Genomic DNA, 24949 nt, shown 5'->3' on the forward strand with positions numbered 1-24949 from the left:
GGTCCTAAGACATCAATCATCTGCTCTCCAATGACTAGTCTAAAAACTAGTATTAAGACTATCACTTATTTAAGTGATATTGGTTGTCTGGAGATTCAGGGGGCCAGTCTAATCGCGGAGGAGTGATTCGGGGAACGGTTTGCGGGTGCGGGTTTGACGCAGCGGGCGCTGCACGGCCGGGTCGTCAACCCGACCGGTAAGGGTATCACTTTCTTTCTGAAGTGCCTTCAGGTCAGCTTCCATCTGTGCGATACGACGGGAGACTTTTTCGGAGCAGCTGCCGAAGTTCATCCGGCGCAGCTTATCCAGCTGTGCCTGCAGATGGTCTATTTCGCGTTCACGCTCGTTCAGCTTTTCCAGCAGGGCACGGTTCAGCGCCTCCTGTTCGGCAAGGAGACGTTTCAGTGCATTGATATCGTCAGGAAGTGAGCTGCTCATACCGGGTATATTACCAGGCTCATTCAGCGTCGACCAGGATAAAGAGGCTTACAACATAGTCAGGGACGTAAGCAGTCTTTTAGGCTGCCGCCAGTCGATACCTTCCAGCAGCATCGCCAGCTGCGCCTGCGTAAGGAACACTTTGCCATCCCGGGCTGACGGCCAGGCGAAGCGGCCGCGCTCCAGCCGTTTGGTCAGCAGACACAGTCCATCGCCGGTAGACCAGAGGAGCTTTACCTGACTGCCATTACGCCCACGGAAGATAAAAACGTGACCTGACATCGGATCGTCTTTCAGCGTCGTCTGCACCTTTGCCGCCAGGCCGTTGAAGCCGTTTCTCATATCGGAGATGCCAGCGACCAGCCAGATCTTTGTCCCTGATGGTAATGGGATCAACGTTTGAGCTCCCGTATCAGCAGGTTCAGGATATTTTCGCTGATGGCACCATTCAGACGGAGTGATCCGTGCCGGAACGTCACTTCACAGCTGATATTGAGTGATTCAGGTGTCGCAGCAGCTACAGGTTGTGACCGGGGGGAGGTTGTAGGGACAACATCTTCGGCATCAAGTGTTATCGGGAGCAGCTCAGGCACGTTGTTTTCTGTTGTTGAAGGAGGACGTAGTTTTCCTTCGCGCCAGTACTGGCGCCACTTGAACAGCAAATTATCGTTGATCCCATGCTCACGAGCGAGTTGCGCTACGGAGATCTCTGGTCGATGCGAGAGTTCAACCATTTTGATTTTGAACTCAACGGGATAATTAGGGCTTTTTTTACGCACTGCGGTTAATGATTTTATGGATAGCGTCCACCATATTTGGTGTCCACTATTCTCTCAGGAATTTCAGGATCTGCCAGACGGTGCTGAGACGACGCTTACATAATTTTTACGTTCAAGACAGTTGATTATCGGCGCATATGACTCAAAAAGAGCCTGATGATTGCCTCTTTTCCATAGGCTCTTTCTCTGAAGTGAAGGAAGGCCCGGAAGAAAGCACTCGCTGGCATACGTGACTCCAGCTCAACCGGAGATAATCACCATTGTTATTTTTCTATTTAATAATAATCTCCTGAAAAATAGATATAGCAAAAATACAATCCGGCCAGATTTAATTCCGCATTCATTACCAGAAACAATCAACACCACAACTATCATATCATTCAATAGTAACCGCTAAAATTTTATTATTTCCCTCTTATTCACATAGAAATTGTCAACCTGTTTATTATGCCGCACTTAAATAGTTAATCACAAAACAACATCACCATTATTTGCGTGTTTTATTTATTAATAACATAGTCATACGTTCTTTTTTTATAAGGAAATAATCAATTGATAAATTGTTTTTGGTCTTAATAGTCAAGTAGGAAACATTTTAATAAATGATAAAAATCCTAAATTCCTTGTTCATAATGTAGGGGTGTGTTAAATAGGTGGGCAAAATTTGGTTCCCCTTCTCGCTGTAATATTGCAGCATCTTCGCACCTCCATGAGACATTGCGACTTAATAAGAAGGTGATAAGTCCTGCATATAAGCATGGACTGACCATGGTTTTATATTCATTAAAAATTTTGTTACAACCCATTGATTTAGCACAAATAAATTATAGTGGGTTCGGGTTTGTTGTGACTGTGGCATTATTTCCGTGCAAAGGAGCTGATATGTCTGAAAGACATTTACCTGATGACCAGAGCAGTACTATCGATCCATATCTAATTACCTCTGTTCGCCAGACTCTGGCAGAACAAGGCACAGCATTACAAAACTTGTCTAAACAACTGGATTCCGGGCAGTACCAGCGTGTCCTTAATTTGATAATGAACTGTAAAGGTCACGTTATTCTTTCGGGAATGGGTAAATCAGGGCATGTCGGTCGTAAAATGTCAGCGACGCTGGCCTCTACGGGTACGCCTAGTTTCTTTATTCATCCTGCAGAAGCTTTCCATGGCGATCTGGGCATGATTACGCCTTACGATCTTCTGATCCTTATTTCTGCCAGCGGTGAAACGGATGAAATCCTCAAGCTAGTTCCTTCACTGAAAAATTTCGGCAACCGAATTATCGCCATTACCAATAATGGAAATTCCACGCTGGCGAAAAATGCTGATGCCGTGCTGGAACTCCACATGGCGAATGAAACCTGCCCGAATAATCTTGCACCAACAACGTCTACCACGCTGACGATGGCGATCGGCGACGCGCTGGCGATTGCCATGATCCACCAACGCAAATTTATGCCGAATGATTTTGCGCGCTATCACCCGGGCGGTTCATTAGGTCGTCGCCTGCTGACCCGCGTTGCTGATGTCATGCAGCATGATGTTCCTGCGGTACAGCTGGATGCGTCATTTAAAACCGTGATTCAACGTATCACCAGCGGATGCCAGGGAATGGTGATGGTAGAAGACGCAGAAGGTGGGCTAGCGGGCATTATCACCGACGGTGACCTGCGTCGCTTTATGGAAAAAGAGGATTCTCTGACATCCGCCACGGCTGCGCAGATGATGACACGTGAACCGCTGACGCTACCGGAAGACACCATGATCATTGAAGCGGAAGAAAAAATGCAAAAGCACCGCGTCTCAACGTTATTGGTGACCAACAAGGCAAATAAAGTCACTGGCCTTGTGCGCATTTTCGACTAATTAAGCAACGGGGTGCGAGAGGTTAGTCTCTCATTGAGTTTGCGCCCCACTGAAACTTTGATAATCGTTACATGTTGATAAAAGTGAAGTCTGCCGTATCCTGGATGCGTGCTCGTCTGTCTGCCATCTCACTGGCAGATATCCAAAAACACCTGGCGAAAATCATCATTCTGGCACCGATGGCGGTGCTGCTGATCTATCTGGCTATCTTCAGCCAGCCTCGCTATATGAGCGAGTCGAAAGTCGCCATTAAACGCTCGGATGATTTAAACAGCGGCAGCCTGAATTTTGGTCTGCTTTTGGGTGCCTCTAACCCCAGTTCCGCAGAAGATGCGTTGTATCTGAAAGAGTACATCAACTCGCCGGATATGCTGGTGGCGCTGGATAAGCAACTAAATTTTCGTGAAGCGTTTAGCCACAGCGGGCTCGATTTTCTTAATCATCTTAGCAAGGATGAAACTGCAGAAGGCTTCCTGAAGTACTACAAGGACCGTATCAACGTCTCGTATGACGATAAAACCGGATTACTGAATATTCAGACGCAGGGCTTTAGCCCGGAATTTGCGCTTAAGTTTAACCAGACCGTGCTGAAAGAGTCAGAGCGCTTTATCAATGAGATGTCACATCGCATCGCGCGTGACCAGCTTGCCTTTGCAGAAACGGAGATGGAAAAGGCACGCCAGCGTCTGGACGCCAGCAAAGCAGAATTGCTCTCTTATCAGGACAACAACAACGTTCTGGATCCACAGGCACAGGCACAGGCGGCGAGCACGTTAGTGAATACGCTGATGGGCCAGAAGATCCAGATGGAAGCGGACCTGCGGAACTTGCTGACGTATCTGCGTGAGGACGCCCCGCAAGTTGTGAGTGCGCGTAATGCGATTCAGTCATTGCAGGCACAGATTGACGAAGAAAAAAGCAAAATCACAGCGCCGCAGGGTGACAAGCTAAACCGTATGGCAGTGGATTTTGAAGAAATCAAATCAAAAGTAGAGTTCAACACCGAGCTGTACAAACTGACCCTGACCTCCATTGAAAAGACCCGTGTAGAAGCGGCTCGTAAGCTCAAGGTGCTGTCAGTGATCAGTTCGCCACAGTTGCCGCAGGAATCGTCTTTTCCAAATATCCCTTATTTGATCGCCTGCTGGTTACTGGTGTGCTGCCTGCTGTTCGGCACCCTGAAACTGTTGCTGGCTGTTATTGAAGATCACCGAGACTAACGCTGTCGCTGAATGAGTTTGTGATGAAATTATTTAAATCAATTTTACTGATTGCCGCCTGTCACGCGGCGCAGGCCAGCGCGGCCATTGATATTAACGCTGACCCAAACCTGACAGGAGCCGCGCCGCTTACCGGTATTCTGAACGGACAGAAGTCGGATACGCAAAACATGAGCGGCTTCGACAATACCCCGCCGCCCGCACCGCCGGTGATAATGAGCCGTATGTTTGGTGCTCAACTTTTCAACGGCACCAGCGCGGATAGCGGTGCGACGGTAGGATTCAACCCTGACTATATTCTGAATCCGGGTGATAGCATTCAGGTTCGCTTGTGGGGTGCGTTCACCTTTGATGGTGCGTTACAGGTTGATCCCAAAGGTAATATTTTCCTGCCGAACGTTGGTCCGGTGAAAGTTGCTGGCGTCAGTAATAGTCAGCTAAATGCCCTGGTCACATCCAAAGTGAAGGAAGTATACCAGTCCAACGTCAACGTCTACGCCTCCTTATTACAGGCGCAGCCAGTAAAAGTGTACGTGACCGGATTTGTGCGTAATCCTGGTCTGTATGGCGGTGTGACGTCTGATTCGTTACTCAATTATCTGATCAAGGCTGGCGGCGTTGATCCAGAGCGCGGAAGTTACGTTGATATTGTGGTCAAGCGCGGTAACCGCGTGCGCTCCAACGTCAACCTGTACGACTTCCTGCTGAACGGCAAACTGGGGCTTTCGCAGTTCGCCGATGGTGACACCATCATCGTCGGGCCGCGTCAGCATACTTTCAGCGTTCAGGGCGATGTCTTTAACAGCTACGACTTTGAGTTCCGCGAAAGCAGCATTCCCGTAACGGAAGCGTTGAGCTGGGCGCGCCCTAAGCCTGGCGCGACTCACATTACGATTATGCGTAAACAGGGGCTGCAAAAACGCAGCGAATACTATCCGATCAGTTCTGCGCCAGGCCGTATGTTGCAAAATGGCGATACCTTAATCGTGAGCACTGACCGCTATGCCGGCACCATTCAGGTGCGGGTTGAAGGCGCACACTCCGGTGAACATGCCATGGTACTGCCTTATGGTTCCACTATGCGTGCGGTTCTGGAAAAAGTCCGTCCGAACAGCATGTCGCAGATGAACGCGGTTCAGCTTTATCGCCCATCAGTGGCCCAGCGTCAGAAAGAGATGCTGAATCTCTCGCTGCAAAAGCTGGAGGAAGCATCTCTTTCCGCCCAGTCCTCCACCAAAGAAGAAGCCAGCCTGCGAATGCAGGAAGCGCAACTGATCAGCCGCTTTGTGGCGAAAGCGCGCACCGTGGTTCCGAAAGGTGAAGTGATCCTCAACGAGTCCAATATTGATTCTGTTCTGCTGGAAGATGGCGACGTCATCAATATTCCGGAGAAAACGTCGCTGGTTATGGTTCACGGCGAGGTGCTGTTCCCGAACGCGGTGAGCTGGCAGAAGGGAATGACCACCAAGGATTACATCGAGAAATGTGGTGGCCTGACGCAAAAATCGGGTAACGCCAGAATTATCGTCATTCGTCAGAACGGTGCTGCGGTCAACGCGGAAGATGTGGATTCACTCAAGCCGGGCGATGAGATTATGGTTCTGCCGAAATATGAATCGAAAAACATTGAAGTTACCCGTGGTATTTCCACCATCCTCTATCAGCTGGCGGTGGGTGCAAAAGTGATTCTGTCTTTGTAAGGAGTTGAGATGAGCAAAGCAGTTATTGTCATTCCGGCTCGCTATGGCTCCTCGCGCCTGCCGGGTAAGCCACTGCTCGATATTGTTGGTAAACCGATGATCCAGCATGTTTACGAGCGTGCGTTACAGGTGGCGGGCGTCGCAGAAGTTTGGGTGGCAACAGACGATCAGCGTGTTGAAAAGGCCGTGCAGGCATTTGGCGGGAAAGCCATCATGACTCGCAACGATCATGAATCCGGCACCGATCGGCTGGTCGAGGTGATGTATAAAGTCGAGGCAGATATCTACATTAACCTGCAGGGCGACGAACCAATGATTCGCCCGCGGGATGTAGAAACGCTGCTACAAGGAATGCGTGATGATCCCGCGTTGCCAGTGGCAACGCTATGCCACGCGATTTCTGCCGAAGAAGCGACCGAGCCAAGCACGGTAAAAGTGGTGGTAAATACCCGCCAGGATGCGCTTTATTTCAGCCGTTCGCCGATTCCCTATCCGCGTAATGCTGAAAAAGCGCGCTACCTGAAACACGTTGGTATTTACGCTTATCGTCGCGATGTGTTGCAAAACTACAGCCAATTACCGGAGTCCATGCCAGAGCAGGCAGAATTACTGGAGCAGCTACGGTTAATGAGCGCGGGGATCAACATCCGCACATTTGAGGTTGCCGCAACCGGTCCGGGCGTCGACACCCCAGCATGCCTGGAAAAAGTGCGCGCCCTGATGGCACAGGAACTAGCTGAAAACGCATGATTGGCATTTTCTCGTCCGGTATCTGGCGTATTCCGCATCTGGAGAAATTTCTGGCGCAACCGTGCCAGAAACTTTCTCTGCTGCGCCCTGTTCCGCAAGAAGTTGATGCTATCGCCGTGTGGGGACATCGTCCCAGCGCGGCGAAACCAGTCGCCATCGCCAAAGCAGCGGGAAAACCCGTCATTCGTCTGGAAGATGGATTTGTGCGTTCGCTGGATCTTGGCGTCAATGGCGAGCCGCCGCTTTCTCTGGTGGTGGATGATTGTGGCATTTACTACGATGCCAGCAAGCCTTCAGCACTGGAGAAACTGGTACAGGATAAAGCCGGAAATACAGCTCTGATAAGCCTGGCCAGAGAAGCGATGCACACCATCGTGACCGGGGATTTGTCGAAATATAACCTGGCACCTGCGTTTGTGGCTGATGAGTCAGAACGTTCAGACATCGTTCTGGTTGTCGATCAGACATTTAATGATATGTCAGTGACGTATGGCAATGCTGGCCCGCATGAGTTTGCTGCCATGCTGGAAGCCGCGATTGCGGAAAATCCTCAAGCCGAAATTTGGGTGAAGGTGCATCCGGATGTCCTGGAAGGAAAGAAAACAGGTTATTTCGCTGATCTGCGCGCCACGCAACGAGTACGTTTGATTGCCGAGAATGTCAGCCCGCAGTCGCTGTTGCGACACGTTTCCCGGGTTTACGTCGTGACATCCCAATACGGCTTTGAAGCCTTGCTGGCAGGAAAACCAGTAACATGTTTCGGCCAGCCCTGGTATGCAGGCTGGGGCTTAACCGACGATCGCCATCTGCAGTCCGCTTTGTTATCTGCCCGACGCGGTTCTGCCACACTGGAGGAACTTTTTGCCGCTGCATACCTGCGTTACTGTCGCTATATCGATCCGCAAACGGGAGAAGTAAGCGATCTATTTACCGTGCTGCAATGGCTGCAATTACAACGTCGACATCTGCAACAGCGTAATGGTTATTTATGGGCGCCAGGCTTAACGCTGTGGAAGTCAGCGATCCTGAAACCTTTCTTACGAACGGCGACAAACCGGCTGAGTTTTTCACGTCGCTGTACTGCGGCAAGCGCCTGCGTGGTATGGGGTGTAAAGGGAGAACAGCAATGGCGAGCCGAAGCGCAGCGAAACTCACTGCCATTATGGCGAATGGAAGATGGTTTTCTGCGTTCATCCGGACTTGGCTCTGACCTGCTGCCACCGCTATCGCTGGTGCTGGATAAACGCGGAATCTACTATGACGCCACGCGCCCCAGCGACCTGGAAGTGCTGCTTAATCATAGCCAGCTAACGCTGGCGCAGCAGATGCGAGCTGAAAAATTACGCCAGCGACTGGTTGAAAGTAAACTGAGCAAGTACAACCTGGGAGCCGATTTCTCTCTACCAGCCGAAGCCAAAGATAAAAAAGTTATCCTGGTGCCGGGTCAGGTAGAGGACGATGCCTCTATTAAAACAGGCACTGTCTCGATTAAGAGCAACCTTGATTTATTACGCACAGTACGCGAGCGTAATCCGCACGCCTACATTGTTTATAAACCGCACCCGGATGTACTGGTGGGGAATCGCAAGGGCGATATTCCGGCAGAACTAATTGCTGAACTCGCTGATTATCAGGCACTGGACGCAGATATTATTCAATGCATTCAGCGCGCAGATGAAGTGCACACCATGACATCATTGTCCGGGTTTGAAGCGTTATTACATGGCAAGCAAGTTCATTGTTACGGCCTGCCATTCTATGCCGGTTGGGGTTTAACCGTTGATGAACATCACTGCCCGCGCCGCGAGCAAAAATTAACGTTAGCAGATTTGAGCTATCAGGCGTTGATTGTTTATCCAACCTATATCCACCCAACACGGCTACAACCTATTACGGTAGAAGAAGCTGCGGAATATTTAATCAAGACGCCGCGCAAGCCGATGTTTATTACCCGAAAAAAAGCGGGGCAGGTAATACGCTATTACCGCAAATTAATTATGTTCTGCAAGGTCAGATTTGGCTAAACAATTTCATAGTTGACTATTACGCAAATTATTTATGCAAGGTAATGCACTAACCGTTTTATTATCCGGTAAAAAATATCTGCTATTGCAGGGGCCGATGGGACCTTTTTTCAATGATGTCGCCGAATGGTTAGAGTCATTAGGACGTAACGCTGTGAATGTTGTATTCAACGGCGGGGATCGTTTTTACTGCCGTCATCGACAATACCTGGCTTACTACCAGACACCGAAAGAGTTTCCCGGATGGTTACGGGATCTCCACCGACAATATGACTTTGACACTATCCTCTGCTTTGGCGACTGCCGCCCATTGCATAAAGAAGCAAAACGGTGGGCAAAGTCGAAAGGTATCCGCTTCCTGGCATTTGAAGAAGGATATTTACGCCCGCAATTTATTACTGTTGAAGAAGGCGGAGTGAACGCATATTCATCGCTACCGCGCGATCCGGATTTTTATCGTAAGTTACCAGATATGCCTGCGCCGCATGTTGAGAACTTAACACCTTCAACAATGAAACGTATTGGTCATGCGATGTGGTATTACCTGATGGGCTGGCATTACCGTCATGAGTTTCCTCGCTACCGCCACCACAAATCGTTTTCCCCCTGGTATGAGGCTCGTTGCTGGGTTCGTGCATACTGGCGCAAGCAACTTTACAAGGTAACACAGCGTAAGCTATTACCGAGGTTAATGAACGAGTTGGACCAGCGTTATTATCTTGCCGTTTTGCAGGTATATAACGATAGCCAGATTCGTAACCACAGCAATTATAACGATGTGCGTGACTATATTAATGAAGTCATGTACTCATTTTCACGTAAAGCACCGAAAGAAAGTTATTTGGTGATCAAGCACCATCCAATGGATCGTGGTCACAGACTCTATCGACCATTAATTAAGCGGTTGAGTAAGGAATATGGCTTAGGTGAGCGCGTCATTTATGTGCACGATCTCCCGATGCCGGAACTATTACGCCATGCTAAAGCGGTGGTGACGATTAACAGTACGGCGGGGATCTCTGCACTGATTCATAACAAACCACTCAAAGTGATGGGCAATGCCCTGTACGACATCAAGGGCTTGACGTATCAAGGGCATTTGCACCAGTTCTGGCAGGCCGATTTTAAACCAGATATGAAACTGTTTAAGAAGTTTCGTGGGTATTTATTGGTGAAGACGCAGGTTAATGCGGTTTATTATGGGGGCTTTAAAAAAAATGATAACCCTGTCCATAGTATCACAACCGAAGCCAATCAACTATAGTATATCGTTCAATTTACACTTACTATCAAAATCATATAAAATCATCTAATTGGTTTTAAAATTCATTATTCCATTTGCAATGTTATTTATGCAAAAAAAATATCTTTGCCCAACTAACATTGCCACCACAATGAAAAAAACACAAATATAATTTAACTGCTAACTATCTCAATATATTCACCTATATAATAAAAGACCACATCCTGAGGAGGTGGCTTTTCAGAGCGTCCCCTATAAGGGGGACGGCTGTAATATACTGCTTCCTATTCTGGAAATTGTATTTGCTGTTCGTATGTTTGTTCCATCTTTTCCTGATACCTTATATATCGACTGATAGTTTCTTTGTTCATACATGCCGTATCGACAAAGTAGCCTAGCGATCAAATATGTCGGTTCGTCTCCTTTTACTTGTAGTAAATAAACAGAAATATTCCGATATGGACATTATTCTGATTATAACTTTACAGGAACAATTATCTCTTCCTAGGTAAGCGGCTTAAGAATAACCATTAATAATTGCTATCGCATTTTATCTTTTATTCTTTACCTTCCTTCACAAAATAACTCAAGTAAAAGGAAAACACCACAGACAAATCTAATTTAGAGGATCCACTTAGATATTAACTTAATTGCGATAAATAAATGTAGAATAAAGTCTTAAGGCATTAGCGAGCATGGCTTTTTGTCTATCTGGCCTGTCGGCATGTAATGGAAGCATTGAAAGAAAAAGCAAAACGGTTAATGGCATGATATCTTGAGTATTAATAAAGGATATGAAACGTCTTGACATAAATTCTCTCTGAATATCGTCAACTATTTCATTCGTACTAAAATCTATTTTCACACTACTAAAAATATCACCTGACAACTTATAACGCCCGGATATAATATGATCATAAAGTCCGATAACAGAATGGCTTAGTTTTGCAAGATCGTATTTTTGATCGCCAAATATAGTTAACTCACCGAGTTGATTCATACCTCGAGGATCAATAACTTTTATTCTATCTAATCTGGAGTTAAGCAAAATATTGCTAAAGCAAAGATCTCCATGCAGTATACTAGGAATGACTGGCAGTAACGAATTTCGATTTATACAATCAATAGCGATCTCGCTAATTGAGGGTAATGTTACTGAGTCATATATGACAGGATTGTGTATTGATATATCTGCTTTTTTACAGTAATTTTCTAATCTAGAGATTGTTTTATCATAATAAAGCAATTCAGAATCCTTATGAATTTTTCCAATTAAAGATTTTGTTGAGAATTGTTCAAACTGAATAGCGGAAATATTCATAAAATCTTTAAGTATATTAAATATTTTACTCCAGAAAATAACTGAGTTTCGTCCATGTACAAAAATCTCATTTAACGGATTAAATGGTAAATATTCCAAAGAATAATAATATTTCTTTGTTTTTGAATCAATTCCATCTTCAATTAACTGTGGCGTAAATATTTTCATCATGGATGGTATGTTTTTAAACCAGTATGCCTCAGCCTCAATTTTTTTTGAATTTTCACCCGATTTCCATACAATACCAGAATTAATTCTCATCGAATTAAATGCTCGCTGAGTTGTTATACGCGAACGAGATAGGAAATACGTATTTAAATGACCAAGATCGAGCCAATCATCAACATGAATACGTTTGAGAGGATATTTCTCATCATATTTCCTAACAGCATGTACGAAACTATCTTTGGACAATGTTAAATATTTAATAAATGTTTTTGGTCGAGAAAATGAAAAATAACCACACCAAACGAAATTATCAACTTTTTCTTTTTCCCAATTATAATCAGCATCTGATTGAGCTACTGCAATAATGTCACCTTCTAAATGAAGGTGGCTTATTAAAGTATCACCGTGTAAAATAAATAATTTTTCATTATCGTTATATGATTCATATATTATATTCAAAGAGTACAATACAGATTCTGATAATGTCATATTTGCAGGTACTGGAATGATTATAACTTCAATATCATTAAACATCGACTTTTCAATGTCTGTTAATTGATAGTCTTCTGGCAATGATACGAAAATTTTGCATTTATCTTCATATTTTCTTAAGATTTCTGCTTGATATTCTATCAGAGTTCTATTCCCAATAGGTAACAGACATGGAGGAATACATCCAAACTCAATTTTTAACTCATTATCAACATAATCGCCAGATGTTATAAGAATCATCATTTTAGTCCTAGAGTTGATTTAATCTCATTTATACTTAATTTAATAAATTCATCGGGTCTGATTGCTCTGTCATCAACATAAAACCCTTCATACCCACACCAAGGTTTCCCAACATAAATTTCATCGAAAGGAACATCATTTTCATTTAGCCACTCAATGATAATTGGTAAAGTATTAGCCGTAATTAATCCTACATTACCATTATATGTTCGCATATTCCTGCTTGTGGATATGATAATTTCAAAACCATTTTTTTTATATTCTTTCATTTTTAAAATTAGCTCTACGTTTGGTTTTGCATTTCTATAATTCCCTCCATCAGTAAAGGAAATTGTATTATCAAGATCAAATATAATACGCTTCATAATTATCGATTCTCTTTTGAAATTAACTCTTCATACTCCGCTGGAGTACCACAAAATGCCATGTCGGCAATAGATACATAAAAATATTTAATTGTTAACCCATTTTGTATTAAGTAATTATACATTGGAGCGATATAAAATTCCCCTTTACTCATTTCATTTTTCTCTTGCATTGATTCAAATGTTGATTGAAACATTAACTGGCTTTTAAAATAATATAAGCCATTGCTGCAGTATTTCGATATCCTATCTTTTTCTGCCGTCCTACCAACATTAAAATTAGATAATGGCTCGATGAACGACCACTGTTCCCCATCACCTTCAAAAACCTCCAAATAACCATCACATTCATTATAGAAATTAGGTTCTGAATAATTATAACGAATCGTGTCTATATTAAATATAGTTACAGGAAAATCATCATGATATTGTTTTAATGCAATATATGCAGATTCAGCTTGCCCTCTTGTATCCTTATCAATTACAACAATATCATAATTTTTAATTTCTAATTTATTTATTTTATCTTTAACAAATGAAAAAGAGAAATCATCGTTGCGAATCACAAAAACAAATTTTTCTGAACTAAACTTTGACTCAAAGGTTTTAGTTGACCATTCAAAAATTGATTGCCCTCTATATTCCAGAGCATATTTAGGAATACGGTATCCGGCTTGGTAGAACCGGGAACTTTTCCCTGCCATTGTTATAAGAATCATTGCAACTCCTTAGTCAAAGTAATAAGAACATCTGAAGCTTCTTTGCTACCTCGTAAAGCTGCTTCACGAAGACAATCATTCGCATAATTCATTAAATTTATATCATCGCTATCTTTCAATAGACAATACAGTAAATAAAGACTACTTTTATGCTTGGATTTGGCTGCATTTTTTAGAAGAATTATAATATCATCAAAATATTTTTCTTTATTTTTATCAATTAATTTCATCGCACATCTAAAATATATCTCCTGCGCACTCACACCTTTATTCACAAGTTGAACTGTATGTTCTCTGAGAAATTTTATTGCAGTCTCTGAAATTGGTAAATAAGCCATAACGGTTGATTCTAATGCAAAATTAACATCAATAGGGTTATATGTTGTAATTTTGCTGATCATCCTTTTCTCGTTCAAACTTTCACCACTAAAAAGTTCGAAAGAATCAAGGTTTAATGATTGATAATACTCATCATTAAAATATATACCTGCGAATGCCTTTAACATGGCTTGGTCACGAGCATGCAAATCCTTTCTTGACCCACGATCTTCGATTAAGAAATGTTCTTCAGCGTTAACGTTCTTTTCAAGATATAACCACGAGTTATATTGACTATCGCCATCACCAATTAAATTAAAGTTCTCAAACAATACACTGTAATAAATCTCAAAAAAACACTTTACATCTTTCGGAATGCAACTTGATTTGTTATTTATAATTTTATTTACCAGAATGGTAGATACTCGTCGAAAGTTAATATTTTCAATATACTCTCTAAATACAGGATATTTTAATATAAATGGTAATGAAAACCATCTGTTTTCTGCACCAATATTTTTATTAAAAAGACAAAATCTTTCATAAAAATCAGAGTGTAGTGTAAGCATCCGCAAATCATCGTAATACCCCAAGAAAACTTTATCCGCAATTAAAAATGGTATCGATACTGATGCCATCTGTATCGTTACTTTATATTTAAACACTCCATTTTTTGTTTTTTGTAGAGACGCTGTGTTCTCAATATGTTTAAAAAAAGCCTCTAACAAATGAAAACACTTATCAGTTCGTACTTTAAGAACAGGAATAGATTTATTTTTTATAGCAACCAGACCAGACTCAAGACAACGCTGTTGCTGCAAGACATTACCAATGCTAGGTTGCAGTATAGTTTTATTTTCAACTACACAAACTCCAGTTTTAGTTAAAATTTCACGAAGATCGTCGTAAGCATCAACCTCCCCCATCCAAGTTGATAAAATAATCTCTTCTATAATACCAGCATCACGCTTATTGATGATTTTTCGTAAAATCATCAATAGATCAAACCTATCTCTTATTGCACCACAAATTACAACATTAACTTTCATAAATAATGCCTATCTATAATTATTTCTTACCATATATTTTTCTTACCAATGGTGATTTTATATCTTCAATAAAAAGATTTCGATCTTGAACATATTTTTTATATTTCTTTTGAGAAAGAAAATTTTTTACCAAAACTCTCTCAATCTTATATCTCAGCTTTATTCCTTCTTGATTATTTCGCAGGTTATTTTCATCTTTTTTTTCATTCGTTTTTTGTGCTGTTATATTTTTTTTGTCGATAATTGCATTCAATGTTTTTTTATTATTATCAGATTTCCGTTCAAAATAAACAATTTTTGCTCCCTCTAACCAAACAGAGTTTGTCTCATGATTTTTTTTACCTGAAGTAATTACAAATTTATTTGCTACTCCGCCAAGGGCATCCTCAAATTGATGACCTCTTAATAATAAGGCATCTTCGCGAGTCGGGTTAACAATAAAAGAACTTAGTGCGGACTCAGCTAAAAAAGGATCAATTCGTATAGAGTCAATATAACTACCGAAAGATTCTATAAAATCTTTCGCAAAAAGCATTGTACCTCGATGGATTGATTCTAATAACACTCGACGATTACCAATATTTAAATCTTCCCTAAACAGGGGAATAAATTTATCTTTTTTACGCGAAATGCTAACTAAACTAGGCTCTGTGTGACAAATTAAATACTCACATAATGCTCTATTTTTAACAACCACGCTTGGGTGATTTGCTGATAGCGACTCTCCCATATAAGCTCTACATATTAAGCCTTGTTCAAGCCATCGTTCAGTTCCTTGTAAAGTAGCATAATAATATCCTAATATATTTTTGTTAGTTAAAGATGCTAAAGCCCCCTGCATATTTGCTCTCCAACCTATATCAACAACCGCAGGGTTAGGTTCATCAATAAATCCCGTACTTTCTAGGTAATTCATATAATCACGCCGTTCCATTTTTGCGTGAGTTAAAATCACTTCACTAATAATTCTACATAAACGTATAAATTTGGCTCGTCCTTGAGGATCAGCATTTAATGTTTCATTCTCATCAGTAAATCCAGCTTGTTTAAAGTAGTCTGGAGAGATTTTGTTTGCCTCAACTCCGAATCGAGCGGATAAAAGATTTCCAACAGTAACTCCGCTTTGATAAGGATGTCCCGCTAATACTATGATATCGCTAATATTTTTTAGACCTGCAACTCGGGTTGCGCGCCTTGAGGCATATAAATAATATGAGGGAACTGCATTTTCATCCGTTGAATGTAATATGTCGTATACTTGCTTTAATAACCAGCCTTCACGAGCCAAGAAGTAAAGTTTTGATATATTATCTTTTTTTGCGTTCCGTCCCAACCATAGCATATATCCAAGAATTAATGGCCCTAACCCGGCATAACCAAGATTAAAAGGTTGCCCTTGAAAATGAGTTTTTTTCTCTAGATTTGGGTTTTCAGTATCAAATAACTTAGCCGCTGTCAACCCAGCTAAAACAGTACGAGACAATTCATTTGCCCCGCGTTTCGCCGGGTAGATATGTGAGTAATACTCATTCATCCTTAATCTTTCAATTGCACGTAGTAGACGATATGAGCGAATCCCCCTAGATTTAGGTTGCTCATTATCAGCGATTTTATTATCTCCAATATGTAATACAGCACCTGCCGAAACCTTCAATTCATTCAATATCAAGTCAAATAAGGCACCGTTTTTTTTGCTTTGTCCATATTCACTAGATACATATATTTTTGAATATCCATTATATCCTGTTCTCTCTAATAAAAGGCTTATATCATTAGATGACAAATACATATCTGATATTATAATTATAGGTTTTTTTGTTTTTTTTGCTATTTCCCATAGTTTTTTCCCAAACTCCCTTGGTCTTATGAGAGATAGTTCCGTTTCAATCTCTAAGGCTTTTATTGAATTGATAACATTTGTTTCAAGATCATAAATATCTTGTATTTTTTTATAAATATCGGTTAATGTGATTTCTAATCCATTTTTATCTTTACGAGCTTCTACTTCAGATGATTGCCTTATTTTTGAAAAGTCTTCAATTATGCCGTTGGTTAATTTAAAAACCTTGCTATTCATTAATTTAAATAAATCAACAGGAACCTCAGTAGGTCTATAAACCAAAGTATCAAACACATCAAAACTAATTATTTCGACTTCTTTATCATTTACAAACCTACTGAATTTCTTGAATACTTCAGTTTTAGTACTTATACAGATTTTTTGTGCTATTAACTGTTCTGCAGCTTTACCAGTATTAAATTGATTGAAAAGTTTATCGTGATATTCACTATCGATACTATTGAATGACGGCAAATTTCCTGGTTTTAAATTTCCTGAACGCTTTAAATCATATAATCTTTTCAGCAACTTTGAAAGAAATTGTCCATCCTTAGTAATAGAAGATGCTAATGGTTGATTCCTGTTTAGAATGTAGGAAAGAATGTTTTCCCTATATTCATAATCATTCATTAAATTTTTATTTAAGTTTTCATATGAATAAGGAGATAGGAACGTATTGCCGTATGTTTTCATATCCCGATTTAGAACGACGGCCTGCATTCCCATCGAAGAAGAACATGTCGCCACATTATCAACATGTGGCAATATGTATTGTGAAATGCCATTGATTTTATCAAATATAGGATTATATATAATATTCGGCCATTTCTTCCGTAGGGCATGAAGGGTATCATTATCTATAATTGTGTCGCTCACCCTAGGGGTTACATATTGTGTTACAACAACACCAGTATCAGAATCTACATCTTTCATTACATCTAATAAAAAATCCATCTGATTGCTATAGCTAGTATCCGTTTGAAACGCATAATGAGCACTCACTTGCAATGGTACTAAAAGTAATTTTTTATATTTATTATCAAAGTCTAAATCATGTCGAGAGAAAGGCTGAAGATCTTCAATTGCAGACTCTACCAGAAACTTGAATTTTTCAGCCACTTTATTCTCATCAGATGTAGTGACCCCAGACATTATTACTTTAGAATACTGAGTTAAACTACTATTGTTATATAACCCCCACGGGTCAAAGGTAATAGTATGCGGGTAAGGTAGCCGGCTAAATACTCCAGGCATCTGATGAACAATTAGTGAATCAGGATATATTTTTTCTAAGAAAGGAACAGGTGTTTCCCATAGCAATATAACATCATAATAGCTTTCTAAATATTTCTTTATTTTATCTGAAATGCTCTCGATAAGCCTTAAATCTTTATTTTCATAAAGTTTACCGGATAAATCATTTAAACAACCGAAGCAAAACAGTTGATCTTCAATCGTGAAATCGATGACATTTATCTTTTTATCTATATTAGACTGTAGAAAGCTTAAACTTTCTGGTAAAAAAAGATCAACCTCCCACCCTTCGTTTGATAAAATATTCCCTTGCGGTATCAAATGTTTTTGCACTGCATTCTTATAAAACTGGAGATCACCATGTGCGGCCCAAGGAGCTACCCAAATAAGTAATTTCATATAACACTCTCTTTAAAAATTTCAGTACTTTATATTACTTAACTAATTGCTAATAGATTTATACTCAGATATTGCTTCATCAATATTATTAAAACGAACTATTTTTGTTGCGTCGTGAAAAACGAATGCTATATCACAATAGTCTTTTAATGAATTTAAACTATGCGATACCATTATAAAACAGGACTCTTCTTTCTTTGAGTTAAACACATTAAGACATTTTGATTTAAACCTCATATCTCCAACTGCTGTTACTTCGTCAACAAGATAGTAATCAAATTTAAAAGCCATACTTAAGCCAAAACCAAGCCGTGAACGCATGCCTGAAGAATACGTTTTCAGCGGCATATCAAAATATTTTCCAAGCTCAGAAAAACTTTCAACAAATGCAATCTTTTCATGTAGTTCATTACTTTTCGCATATAACCGCGCAACAAATTTTACGTTCTCGCGTCCAGTTAAACTTCCCTGAAATCCACCGGCGAGGCCGACTGGCCATGATATTGTTTTATTGGTGATGATCTTTCCACTGTCGGGGCGGTCAATACCACCAATCATTCTTAGCAACGTTGATTTACCCGCACCGTTGCGACCAATAAAGGCAACGCTTTTTCCTGAAGGGATTTCGAGGTTTAAATCCTTAAACACATAGTGTCGCCCCGTTGGGGTACGATATGACTTTGTCAAATTCTCAATCTTAATCATGACGTCAGCATTGCCTCTTCACGCGTTCGGTATAGCGCCAGACCGATGAACAGGGTGACCAGAGTGAACATTGCCAGGTAGTTCAGACTCACGCCTTCGCTGATATAGCCAGGCATAACTGCCTCGCGGCTTAACTCTACGACATGCACTAATGGATTCCAGAGTAGATATGACCAGTATTGCTTCGGAATCGAATGTAGAGGGAACATGATGCAGGAGATGAAATACAGCGGCTTAAGCAGTATCGGCAGGACCTTTTGCATTTCAGGGAAGGTTTTACCAACGACCATGAATATTAAGCCAACGCCACATGAAAGAATGATTAACAAACTCCAGGTGAGCACTAGTTGTAAAAAGTTTGTTATCTCGAAATATTCACCTGCCATCCAGACGATAAGCATGAGCAATATATAAACAGCAACGTAAATCAGCGTCTCAAGCAGTGCGCGTGCAATGATCGTATCGATGGGTTTTACTGGTCGATAATTAAACAACCCCTGGTTCGCTTCAATAGCGCCTACAGAACGATTGCTGATGCTGCTAAAGATAAAAAAGGGAATCAGGCCATTAAGTAAAAACACCGGGAATGAGATGTCTGGCATCGTGCGGTGCATAATGTAACCAAAAATGCCCAACAGTATCAGCAAATGCGCAGAGGGTTCGAGAATCGCCCACAAATACCCCAGACGAAACTTACCAAAACGTGTTCGTATTTCTCGTAGAAATAATGCCTCTACGGTGACTTTCTGGACTTCAAATCCACTTCTTGCCATTTGATGATGTGATCCTAATATCTTCAGGTATGCTACCGCCCTTGGCTTAACAGCTACCAATACACTGGAGGTAATACTTGACTTGTTTGCAACTGGATAAAATTCATTCAGACGGCTTGACCTTTTTAATAGCCAAAAACAATTTCAGCAGAAATTATTTCCGCAGGGATAAATAGATCTATTTCCGTCTCGTTTCTTCTAATCCATTCTTCAGGCATGAATGTATTCGGTCTTCTGGTAATTTCAGAAAACTGGCCGTTTTAGAATGTAGAGTTAATTTCCCAGGAAATTATTTTTTGTTATTACTGTTAACTACTTGATTATAATACCCCCATGAATTTTATGCGTAACAATACTTGCAATCTGTTTCAAACCAGAACGCACGCGATTGATCACCAATAAATTATTCACTGAGAAACTATTTCCCTATTTAAAATTCACTCGTGTACTTCTTATTTATATCTACAGCCCCCTCTTTACAGCCATATTTGTGATTTATATCACATTTAAATGGTGTTATTTAAGTCGCATCAATAATCCCGAAGGTAATTATTTTCGTCGATTAAAATATACATCTTGATTATTTTGTGTATTTATTTTAACCAGTGTTACAACCAACACCATCCCTCAGTAGATATACCTGAGCAGACATTTCTTAAAATCGACGAATAGTTTCACTGGAAATTATTATGCTTATTTGAAATTCCCTTTCTGATTATCTCCAGGAATTTTACTAATTTCCAAGCTACACAAAATACAGATCACACAAGAATTATCCTATATGTTTTGGCCTATCAATTGTTACTCAATGATTTATTGCAACTATTAATAATCATAATGTGTCAAAACACTTAAGCAACTTTACAGTCTGAGAAAGGTGTCGATTAACGAAGGCTACATGGTGAAAAACAGGTTCCTTCAGTGTTACCGAATATTCCGTGGTGGTCTGGAGGGAGATAATTCTTGCTACATCGAAAGTCAGCCCGGTGAGCGGGTTTGACAGTTCCGCACTCACCATTGGGCTAAGGGTTATCAGGTGGGGTTAAGGAAATGGCAATACCTACCCCCGTCCAAACTCCAGTCGCTGCACATTCACCATCCCAGGCTTCTCAGCAGCACTGACATCAATTTGTGTCACCCGCAGCGCATATTTTTCATCCAGTGCTTTTAACCAGTTCAGCAGGTCATTAAACACCACAGGTTCTATCCAGACCTGAATATTCTCCCCGCGCTCGGCTATTCGCTTGATGACCACAGAGTGCACGGAAGCACTGTCACTGATGACCCGTGATACCTGCGCAGGCGTTGTTGTGGCAGATTTTCGCGCTGCGATAATATCCGGTGCGGCGCTCTTCAGTCGGGTGTTCATCGCCGCCAGCTGCTGCAATATTGTCTCCTGTTGCTCAATCCGTTCGCTCAAAGGCTGCCAGATGAGGACGTAATATCCGGCGCTAAACAGGAACACCACCGCTGCCAGTAACATGCCCTTTTCACGCGGCGAACGCCCCGCCAGGTGTTGTGCCAGCCAGTGTTCGCCACGGCTTAACTGGCGTTCACGCCATTGCTGAAAATAGTGAATAAATTTATCGCGTAACATGTTATTTCCTCCGCAACGTTACGCCGCCGGAAACCGCATCACCCTCTTTCTGTAATGCGTCCTGTTGAACAACATAATCGGTTGCCAGTGCGCTACGCAGTTTGTCGAAGCTGGCAAAGTTCGCGGCCCGCAGCTGGAGGTGAAGAGTCTGGCGTTTTTGATCAAAGGTGAAACCACGCATTTCGATGTCGGAAAGTGACGCCGTTTTCAGGGTACTGGCGATCGCTGACAATTCTGCGAGCAGCCGGGTATCGTCGGCCTGCGGGCGATATTTTTTCAGCGCCATCGTCACCTGGGAACGCAAATTCACAATCCGCTTCTGCTCCGGGAACAGTGTTAAGAACTTTTTTTCCGCCTGGGTGCGGCTTTGCGCCACCTGTTCGCTGATGCTCCATAACGTCACGCCCCGTTCCACTACCAGCGCAACCAGAATCAGCAATATCGGCAGAATCATCACCCGCCAGCGCGCCCACTGTTTTCGGTAGCTGACACGAGGCTGCCACGGCCCTGTTAGCAGGTTCCCTTCCGGTTCGCCATAAGTGGTAATGGCGGGCAGAGCCGTAACGGTCAGGCGTTCGGCGTCTGCACCAGCCCATGCAGACAGTTCTTCCGGTGCAATGCCGACCACGGTTAGTGAAAGCGGTAAATCCTGCTCATTGAGCTGTGCGCGGAACATGACCGGAGCCAGCGCCCGCCCGGCACTCCATCCCCGGCATTCATCGATGCGGCAGATAACCCGTTGCGCATCGCCAGCCATAAACCCACAAGGAATAGACATCCAGTCCGGCGCGACGGTAGCGCGGGTGATGCCGTTTGCCTGCAACCACTGCGCAATGTTGCGCATATGCTGCTGGTGAATCACAGCTACGGTTGCCAGTTGTTGGTCGATTTTCAACGGGGCGAAATGCAGTTCATCGATATCCTGGTTCAGCTCTTCTTCCAGCAAGGCGGGCAGAATCGTCGGTATCTGCTTGCGGGGCACATCAGGCAGTTCAACCTGCCAGAAGCTGATCCATTCGCCGGGAATGTAGAGTCGAATCGCATCAGTTTGCAGCCATTGCTGGAGACATTCATCAGCAACGTCAGGCCAGATGCCGCACTCCACGTCGGCGGTACGACGCTGCCAACGGATGGGAGCGGAAGCGCAAAGCGGGAAAAAAATCTCAAGCATGGAACTCACTCACTTTCTCCTGTCTGATGCCAGAGAACAGAAAAGTGTTGTGGGCCCATGCGGACAATTAACGAGTTCATCGTCAGTTCAATCTCATTCACGGTGATATCTGAACGCAGCCAGAAGTAATTGCTGTCCACGCTCAGGACGGTTTTTAGCTGTTTTTTAGTACGCTCATCGACGTCTGCAAGTAGCGGCTGAGCAAGAAACTGATCGACATCTTCCCAGCCCTTCGCCGGACGTTGTTGTAATAACGCCCGCGCCTGAACAGGGCTTAACCACGGGTCAAACAGCGCCTCAAGAATCACACTTTGCGTGACGTCTAAGGTATTGATGTTGATTTGCTGGCGGGTCATCGGCAGCGCACAAACCAGCGGTTTCAGTTTTTGATAAAGTCCGGCGTCCATTCCCTGCACCACGCGCATCTCGCTGATATCAGCCAGCGGTTGATTGGCAGCGTAAAACGGCACCGAACGGGCGAGATACTCGCTGTCTTCACGGCCCAGACGCGTCTGCACGCTGCGGTCTTCGTCAATAAACTCCCACAGGCTTTCGGCTATCAGTTCGGCCCGATAAGCAGGCACATTGAGGCGTGATATCAGGGCAATCAGTTGTTGTACCGCAATAGGACGCGACGCCGTCGTCGGCTGAGCGAGGGCATTCAGGTTAAAGCAGGCCTGGGCGTCACGCAGAGTGACGGCGATTTGCCCCTGCGGCAGTGGGAAAAAACGAGGGCCGGAAGCCCACGGCTGCGCCAGATGCACGCGCTTTTCATTTTTCAGGCTCAGACTGAGCGCGCTCAGCGCCAGGCTTTCCGCACTGGCGCTGTACCACAGCGCCTGCTGGTACTCCTGCTGGCTGCGCGTTCGCCCAAGTTGTTGCTGCATTCGCCCGGAAAGCGTGATGGTCACCAGCATCATAACCGCCAGCAATACCAGCACCACGACCAGTGCCATTCCGCGTTTTGGTGGTGAGGTGATCATGATAATTGCGGCCCGCGTAACAACCAGATGCGTTCAATTTCGCCCCACTGCGGCGAATGCAGGGTTATGCGTACCGCCACGGGGATCGCCTGTACTGACGACCAGCTCTCCTGCCAGCGCATACCATCATAGAACTGCAAACGAAGCGAATCCGCCGGAATCAACTTTTGCATTGTCGGCTTCACGCTGCCTGCTGCGTCGGTCAGCGGCCAGGCTAACCGTTCGAGATAACCGTCATGAATGCGGTAACCGACGGTGAGCAGATTACTGCGCGGCAGACGCATCAACGGATTAACCACGCCGCCGCGCACAAAGCGCATCCCTTCACTCTCAGACGCCAGCACGCCAGCGCCAGCCAGTAACGCTGGTTCACGCTGGCCCTGATCGCCTCTTACCGGACGCGGCATCATTTGTGTCAGATCGTGGGTCAGAAAACTCATCGTTTGCTGCATGAGGTTTAGTTTTTGATCGTGATCGGCGACGGCACTATTCACGCGTGTGACGCCGTTAGTCACCTGCTGCGCCATCAGTGCCAGCGAGGCAAAAATGGCTATCGCCACCAGCATTTCCAGTAACGTGAAACCAGCGCGAGTCCTTCTCACTGTTGGCCTCCCACGGCGCTAAACCAGGCGCGTCGTGACTGAATCACCGACGAAAAATCTTCGTGACGGCTGACTTCAATATCCACCGCCTGGAGCAGCGCGTTACCTGTATTCAGCGGTGTGGTTCGCCAGTACCAGCGGCTTCCTGCCATATCACTCTCGCCCTGGTGCCTGACCGCCCGCTGCTCGCGGGTCATCAGGTAAAGCAGCGCGGTCTGGTTTTCAGCTACCCAGCCCGCTACCGTTTTCTCCTCAAGAATCTGCTGATTACTCAGCGCACCGCTGGCAATCTGTAACACCGCCATGGCGGCCAACGCAAAAATCGCCAGCGCGAGCATCACTTCCAGCAAGGTAAATCCGCGCTTCATGGCATCCTCTCATCACATTGATTGAGGGATAACACGCCATTGTGCGCCAGCTTTACCGCCCAACACGCGTTTTGTGCCGACGCGTAAAAACGCAGTGTAAACGGCGTGGCGGGTTCAAAAGGCGAAAAACGGATCTGCGGTGTCTTCTTTTTCGCCTCTTTTTGCAGCTCCAGTTCAATATCGTGCAGCGTCAGGCGACGACGCTGCAGCTCCAGCGCATATTCCTTCTGCCAGATATCACTTCCGGGTTGTAACAGCATCTGCACCTGTTTCGGCACCGTAACCTGTGCCGATAACCGGGTCGCAGAAACGGGTAACCACTGCCCCTGACGACGCTGCATAAACTGGTATCCCGGCGGGTCGATTAACACACCGAGTGTCTGCCCTTCAATCACTGCCCTGTCCTTAAACTGCGCAAAGCGAGTCAGAAAATCCTGCGCCGCTTTTTTCGCGGGCGATTCAGAATCGGTCGCAAACGTCTGTACCACGCCCGCACTGGCAAGGCCGATAAGGAAAATCACCAGCATGATTTCCAGAAGTGTGAATCCGCGTTCAGGCACTG

At 43.6% G+C, this 24949-nt stretch carries 21 protein-coding genes and 1 pseudogene; 6 read left to right on the forward strand and 16 right to left on the reverse strand.

Features of this window, described 5'->3' with window-relative positions:
* Positions 1 to 111 precede the first annotated feature (111 nt).
* From ACJHWR_RS02435 to tnpA, 3 genes and pseudogenes are all read right to left on the reverse strand, one after another.
* Positions 112 to 438: pseudogene (locus ACJHWR_RS02435) on the reverse strand (transposase domain-containing protein); the annotation flags it as partial.
* A gap of 48 nt (positions 439 to 486) precedes the next feature.
* Positions 487 to 834: an IS66 family insertion sequence element accessory protein TnpB gene (tnpB, locus tag ACJHWR_RS02440; protein WP_024210273.1), complete on the reverse strand. Its 348-nt coding sequence runs from the start codon at positions 832 to 834 to the stop codon at positions 487 to 489.
* Positions 831 to 1217: an IS66-like element accessory protein TnpA gene (gene tnpA / locus ACJHWR_RS02445; protein ID WP_001227911.1), complete on the reverse strand. Its 387-nt coding sequence runs from the start codon at positions 1215 to 1217 to the stop codon at positions 831 to 833. The genes tnpB and tnpA overlap by 4 nt, the downstream gene beginning before the upstream one ends.
* Positions 1218 to 2099: 882 nt before the next feature.
* Between tnpA and ACJHWR_RS02450 the strand changes: the two genes are divergently transcribed.
* The 6 genes from ACJHWR_RS02450 (at position 2100) to ACJHWR_RS02475 (ending at position 10041) form a co-directional block, all read left to right on the forward strand.
* The gene (locus ACJHWR_RS02450) at positions 2100 to 3083 is read left to right on the forward strand and encodes an SIS domain-containing protein (RefSeq protein ID WP_001376028.1); all 984 of its coding nucleotides are present in this window, start codon (positions 2100 to 2102) and stop codon (positions 3081 to 3083) included.
* A gap of 71 nt (positions 3084 to 3154) precedes the next feature.
* Positions 3155 to 4303 carry a capsule polysaccharide transporter gene (locus ACJHWR_RS02455; RefSeq protein WP_000905929.1) on the forward strand — a complete coding sequence of 383 codons (1149 nt, stop codon included), beginning with the start codon at positions 3155 to 3157 and terminating at the stop codon, positions 4301 to 4303.
* A gap of 23 nt (positions 4304 to 4326) precedes the next feature.
* Positions 4327 to 6003: a polysaccharide biosynthesis/export family protein gene (locus tag ACJHWR_RS02460; protein WP_001376029.1), complete on the forward strand. Its 1677-nt coding sequence runs from the start codon at positions 4327 to 4329 to the stop codon at positions 6001 to 6003.
* A 9-nt stretch (positions 6004 to 6012) separates the two neighbouring features.
* Entirely contained in the window at positions 6013 to 6753 is a 741-nt protein-coding gene (gene kdsB, locus ACJHWR_RS02465; protein WP_000030762.1) for a 3-deoxy-manno-octulosonate cytidylyltransferase, read from the forward strand.
* Positions 6750 to 8777, forward strand: a complete 2028-nt coding sequence (locus tag ACJHWR_RS02470; protein ID WP_000579245.1) for a capsular polysaccharide biosynthesis protein — start codon at positions 6750 to 6752, stop codon at positions 8775 to 8777. Before kdsB ends, ACJHWR_RS02470 begins: the two co-directional genes overlap by 4 nt.
* A gap of 34 nt (positions 8778 to 8811) precedes the next feature.
* Complete coding sequence (locus ACJHWR_RS02475) at positions 8812 to 10041, forward strand: capsule biosynthesis protein (RefSeq protein WP_021572938.1); 1230 nt, start codon at positions 8812 to 8814, stop codon at positions 10039 to 10041.
* Between the two features lie 625 nt (positions 10042 to 10666).
* Here ACJHWR_RS02475 and ACJHWR_RS02480 read toward each other — a convergent pair.
* The 13 genes from ACJHWR_RS02480 to gspH form a co-directional block, all read right to left on the reverse strand.
* Positions 10667 to 12244, reverse strand: a complete 1578-nt coding sequence (locus tag ACJHWR_RS02480; protein WP_001376030.1) for a nucleotidyltransferase family protein — start codon at positions 12242 to 12244, stop codon at positions 10667 to 10669.
* The gene (locus tag ACJHWR_RS02485; protein WP_000821214.1) at positions 12241 to 12609 is read right to left on the reverse strand and encodes a hypothetical protein; all 369 of its coding nucleotides are present in this window, start codon (positions 12607 to 12609) and stop codon (positions 12241 to 12243) included. Before ACJHWR_RS02485 ends, ACJHWR_RS02480 begins: the two co-directional genes overlap by 4 nt.
* Before the next feature lie 2 nt (positions 12610 to 12611).
* Entirely contained in the window at positions 12612 to 13328 is a 717-nt protein-coding gene (locus ACJHWR_RS02490; RefSeq protein WP_000600935.1) for a glycosyltransferase family 2 protein, read from the reverse strand.
* On the reverse strand, positions 13325 to 14695 hold the full coding sequence (locus ACJHWR_RS02495) for a hypothetical protein (protein WP_410226665.1): 1371 nt from the start codon (positions 14693 to 14695) through the stop codon (positions 13325 to 13327). The genes ACJHWR_RS02490 and ACJHWR_RS02495 overlap by 4 nt, the downstream gene beginning before the upstream one ends.
* Before the next feature lie 19 nt (positions 14696 to 14714).
* Positions 14715 to 18188: an HAD-IA family hydrolase gene (locus ACJHWR_RS02500; RefSeq protein WP_001376031.1), complete on the reverse strand. Its 3474-nt coding sequence runs from the start codon at positions 18186 to 18188 to the stop codon at positions 14715 to 14717.
* 42 nt (positions 18189 to 18230) lie between these two features.
* Complete coding sequence (locus ACJHWR_RS02505) at positions 18231 to 18893, reverse strand: ABC transporter ATP-binding protein (protein WP_000590254.1); 663 nt, start codon at positions 18891 to 18893, stop codon at positions 18231 to 18233.
* Positions 18890 to 19666 carry an ABC transporter permease gene (locus ACJHWR_RS02510; RefSeq protein WP_000124294.1) on the reverse strand — a complete coding sequence of 259 codons (777 nt, stop codon included), beginning with the start codon at positions 19664 to 19666 and terminating at the stop codon, positions 18890 to 18892. Before ACJHWR_RS02510 ends, ACJHWR_RS02505 begins: the two co-directional genes overlap by 4 nt.
* A gap of 1060 nt (positions 19667 to 20726) precedes the next feature.
* Positions 20727 to 21263, reverse strand: a complete 537-nt coding sequence (gene yghD / locus ACJHWR_RS02515) for a GspM family type II secretion system protein YghD (protein ID WP_000942776.1) — start codon at positions 21261 to 21263, stop codon at positions 20727 to 20729.
* Between the two features lies 1 nt (position 21264).
* On the reverse strand, positions 21265 to 22443 hold the full coding sequence (gene gspL / locus ACJHWR_RS02520; protein ID WP_053287694.1) for a type II secretion system protein GspL: 1179 nt from the start codon (positions 22441 to 22443) through the stop codon (positions 21265 to 21267).
* Positions 22440 to 23417, reverse strand: coding sequence for a type II secretion system minor pseudopilin GspK (gene gspK / locus ACJHWR_RS02525; protein ID WP_000633199.1), 978 nt, complete (start codon positions 23415 to 23417; stop codon positions 22440 to 22442). The genes gspL and gspK overlap by 4 nt, the downstream gene beginning before the upstream one ends.
* Complete coding sequence (gene gspJ, locus ACJHWR_RS02530; protein WP_024229999.1) at positions 23414 to 24019, reverse strand: type II secretion system minor pseudopilin GspJ; 606 nt, start codon at positions 24017 to 24019, stop codon at positions 23414 to 23416. The genes gspK and gspJ overlap by 4 nt, the downstream gene beginning before the upstream one ends.
* Positions 24016 to 24387, reverse strand: coding sequence for a type II secretion system minor pseudopilin GspI (gene gspI / locus ACJHWR_RS02535; RefSeq protein WP_000820090.1), 372 nt, complete (start codon positions 24385 to 24387; stop codon positions 24016 to 24018). The genes gspJ and gspI overlap by 4 nt, the downstream gene beginning before the upstream one ends.
* On the reverse strand, positions 24384 to 24947 hold the full coding sequence (gspH, locus tag ACJHWR_RS02540; RefSeq protein WP_053287693.1) for a type II secretion system minor pseudopilin GspH: 564 nt from the start codon (positions 24945 to 24947) through the stop codon (positions 24384 to 24386). The genes gspI and gspH overlap by 4 nt, the downstream gene beginning before the upstream one ends.
* Between the last annotated feature and the right edge of the window lie 2 nt (positions 24948 to 24949).

The sequence above is a fragment of the Escherichia sp. WS568 genome, from assembly GCF_046486085.1.
In the GTDB taxonomy this organism is placed as follows: Bacteria; Pseudomonadota; Gammaproteobacteria; order Enterobacterales; family Enterobacteriaceae; genus Escherichia; species Escherichia coli.

What these genes read in the sequence shown, in the direction of transcription:
- ACJHWR_RS02450 (WP_001376028.1), top strand. Translation starts at nt 2,100, where the DNA reads ATGTCTGAAAGACATTTACCTGATGACCAGAGCAGTACTATCGATCCA.
- ACJHWR_RS02455 (WP_000905929.1), top strand. Translation starts at nt 3,155, where the DNA reads ATGTTGATAAAAGTGAAGTCTGCCGTATCCTGGATGCGTGCTCGTCTG.
- ACJHWR_RS02460 (WP_001376029.1), top strand. Translation starts at nt 4,327, where the DNA reads ATGAAATTATTTAAATCAATTTTACTGATTGCCGCCTGTCACGCGGCG.
- kdsB (WP_000030762.1), top strand. Translation starts at nt 6,013, where the DNA reads ATGAGCAAAGCAGTTATTGTCATTCCGGCTCGCTATGGCTCCTCGCGC.
- ACJHWR_RS02470 (WP_000579245.1), top strand. Translation starts at nt 6,750, where the DNA reads ATGATTGGCATTTTCTCGTCCGGTATCTGGCGTATTCCGCATCTGGAG.
- ACJHWR_RS02475 (WP_021572938.1), top strand. Translation starts at nt 8,812, where the DNA reads ATGCAAGGTAATGCACTAACCGTTTTATTATCCGGTAAAAAATATCTG.
- ACJHWR_RS02480 (WP_001376030.1), bottom strand. Translation starts at nt 12,244, where the DNA reads ATGATGATTCTTATAACATCTGGCGATTATGTTGATAATGAGTTAAAA.
- ACJHWR_RS02485 (WP_000821214.1), bottom strand. Translation starts at nt 12,609, where the DNA reads ATGAAGCGTATTATATTTGATCTTGATAATACAATTTCCTTTACTGAT.
- ACJHWR_RS02490 (WP_000600935.1), bottom strand. Translation starts at nt 13,328, where the DNA reads ATGATTCTTATAACAATGGCAGGGAAAAGTTCCCGGTTCTACCAAGCC.
- ACJHWR_RS02495 (WP_410226665.1), bottom strand. Translation starts at nt 14,695, where the DNA reads ATGAAAGTTAATGTTGTAATTTGTGGTGCAATAAGAGATAGGTTTGAT.
- ACJHWR_RS02500 (WP_001376031.1), bottom strand. Translation starts at nt 18,188, where the DNA reads ATGAAATTACTTATTTGGGTAGCTCCTTGGGCCGCACATGGTGATCTC.
- ACJHWR_RS02505 (WP_000590254.1), bottom strand. Translation starts at nt 18,893, where the DNA reads ATGATTAAGATTGAGAATTTGACAAAGTCATATCGTACCCCAACGGGG.
- ACJHWR_RS02510 (WP_000124294.1), bottom strand. Translation starts at nt 19,666, where the DNA reads ATGGCAAGAAGTGGATTTGAAGTCCAGAAAGTCACCGTAGAGGCATTA.
- yghD (WP_000942776.1), bottom strand. Translation starts at nt 21,263, where the DNA reads ATGTTACGCGATAAATTTATTCACTATTTTCAGCAATGGCGTGAACGC.
- gspK (WP_000633199.1), bottom strand. Translation starts at nt 23,417, where the DNA reads ATGATCACCTCACCACCAAAACGCGGAATGGCACTGGTCGTGGTGCTG.
- gspI (WP_000820090.1), bottom strand. Translation starts at nt 24,387, where the DNA reads ATGAAGCGCGGATTTACCTTGCTGGAAGTGATGCTCGCGCTGGCGATT.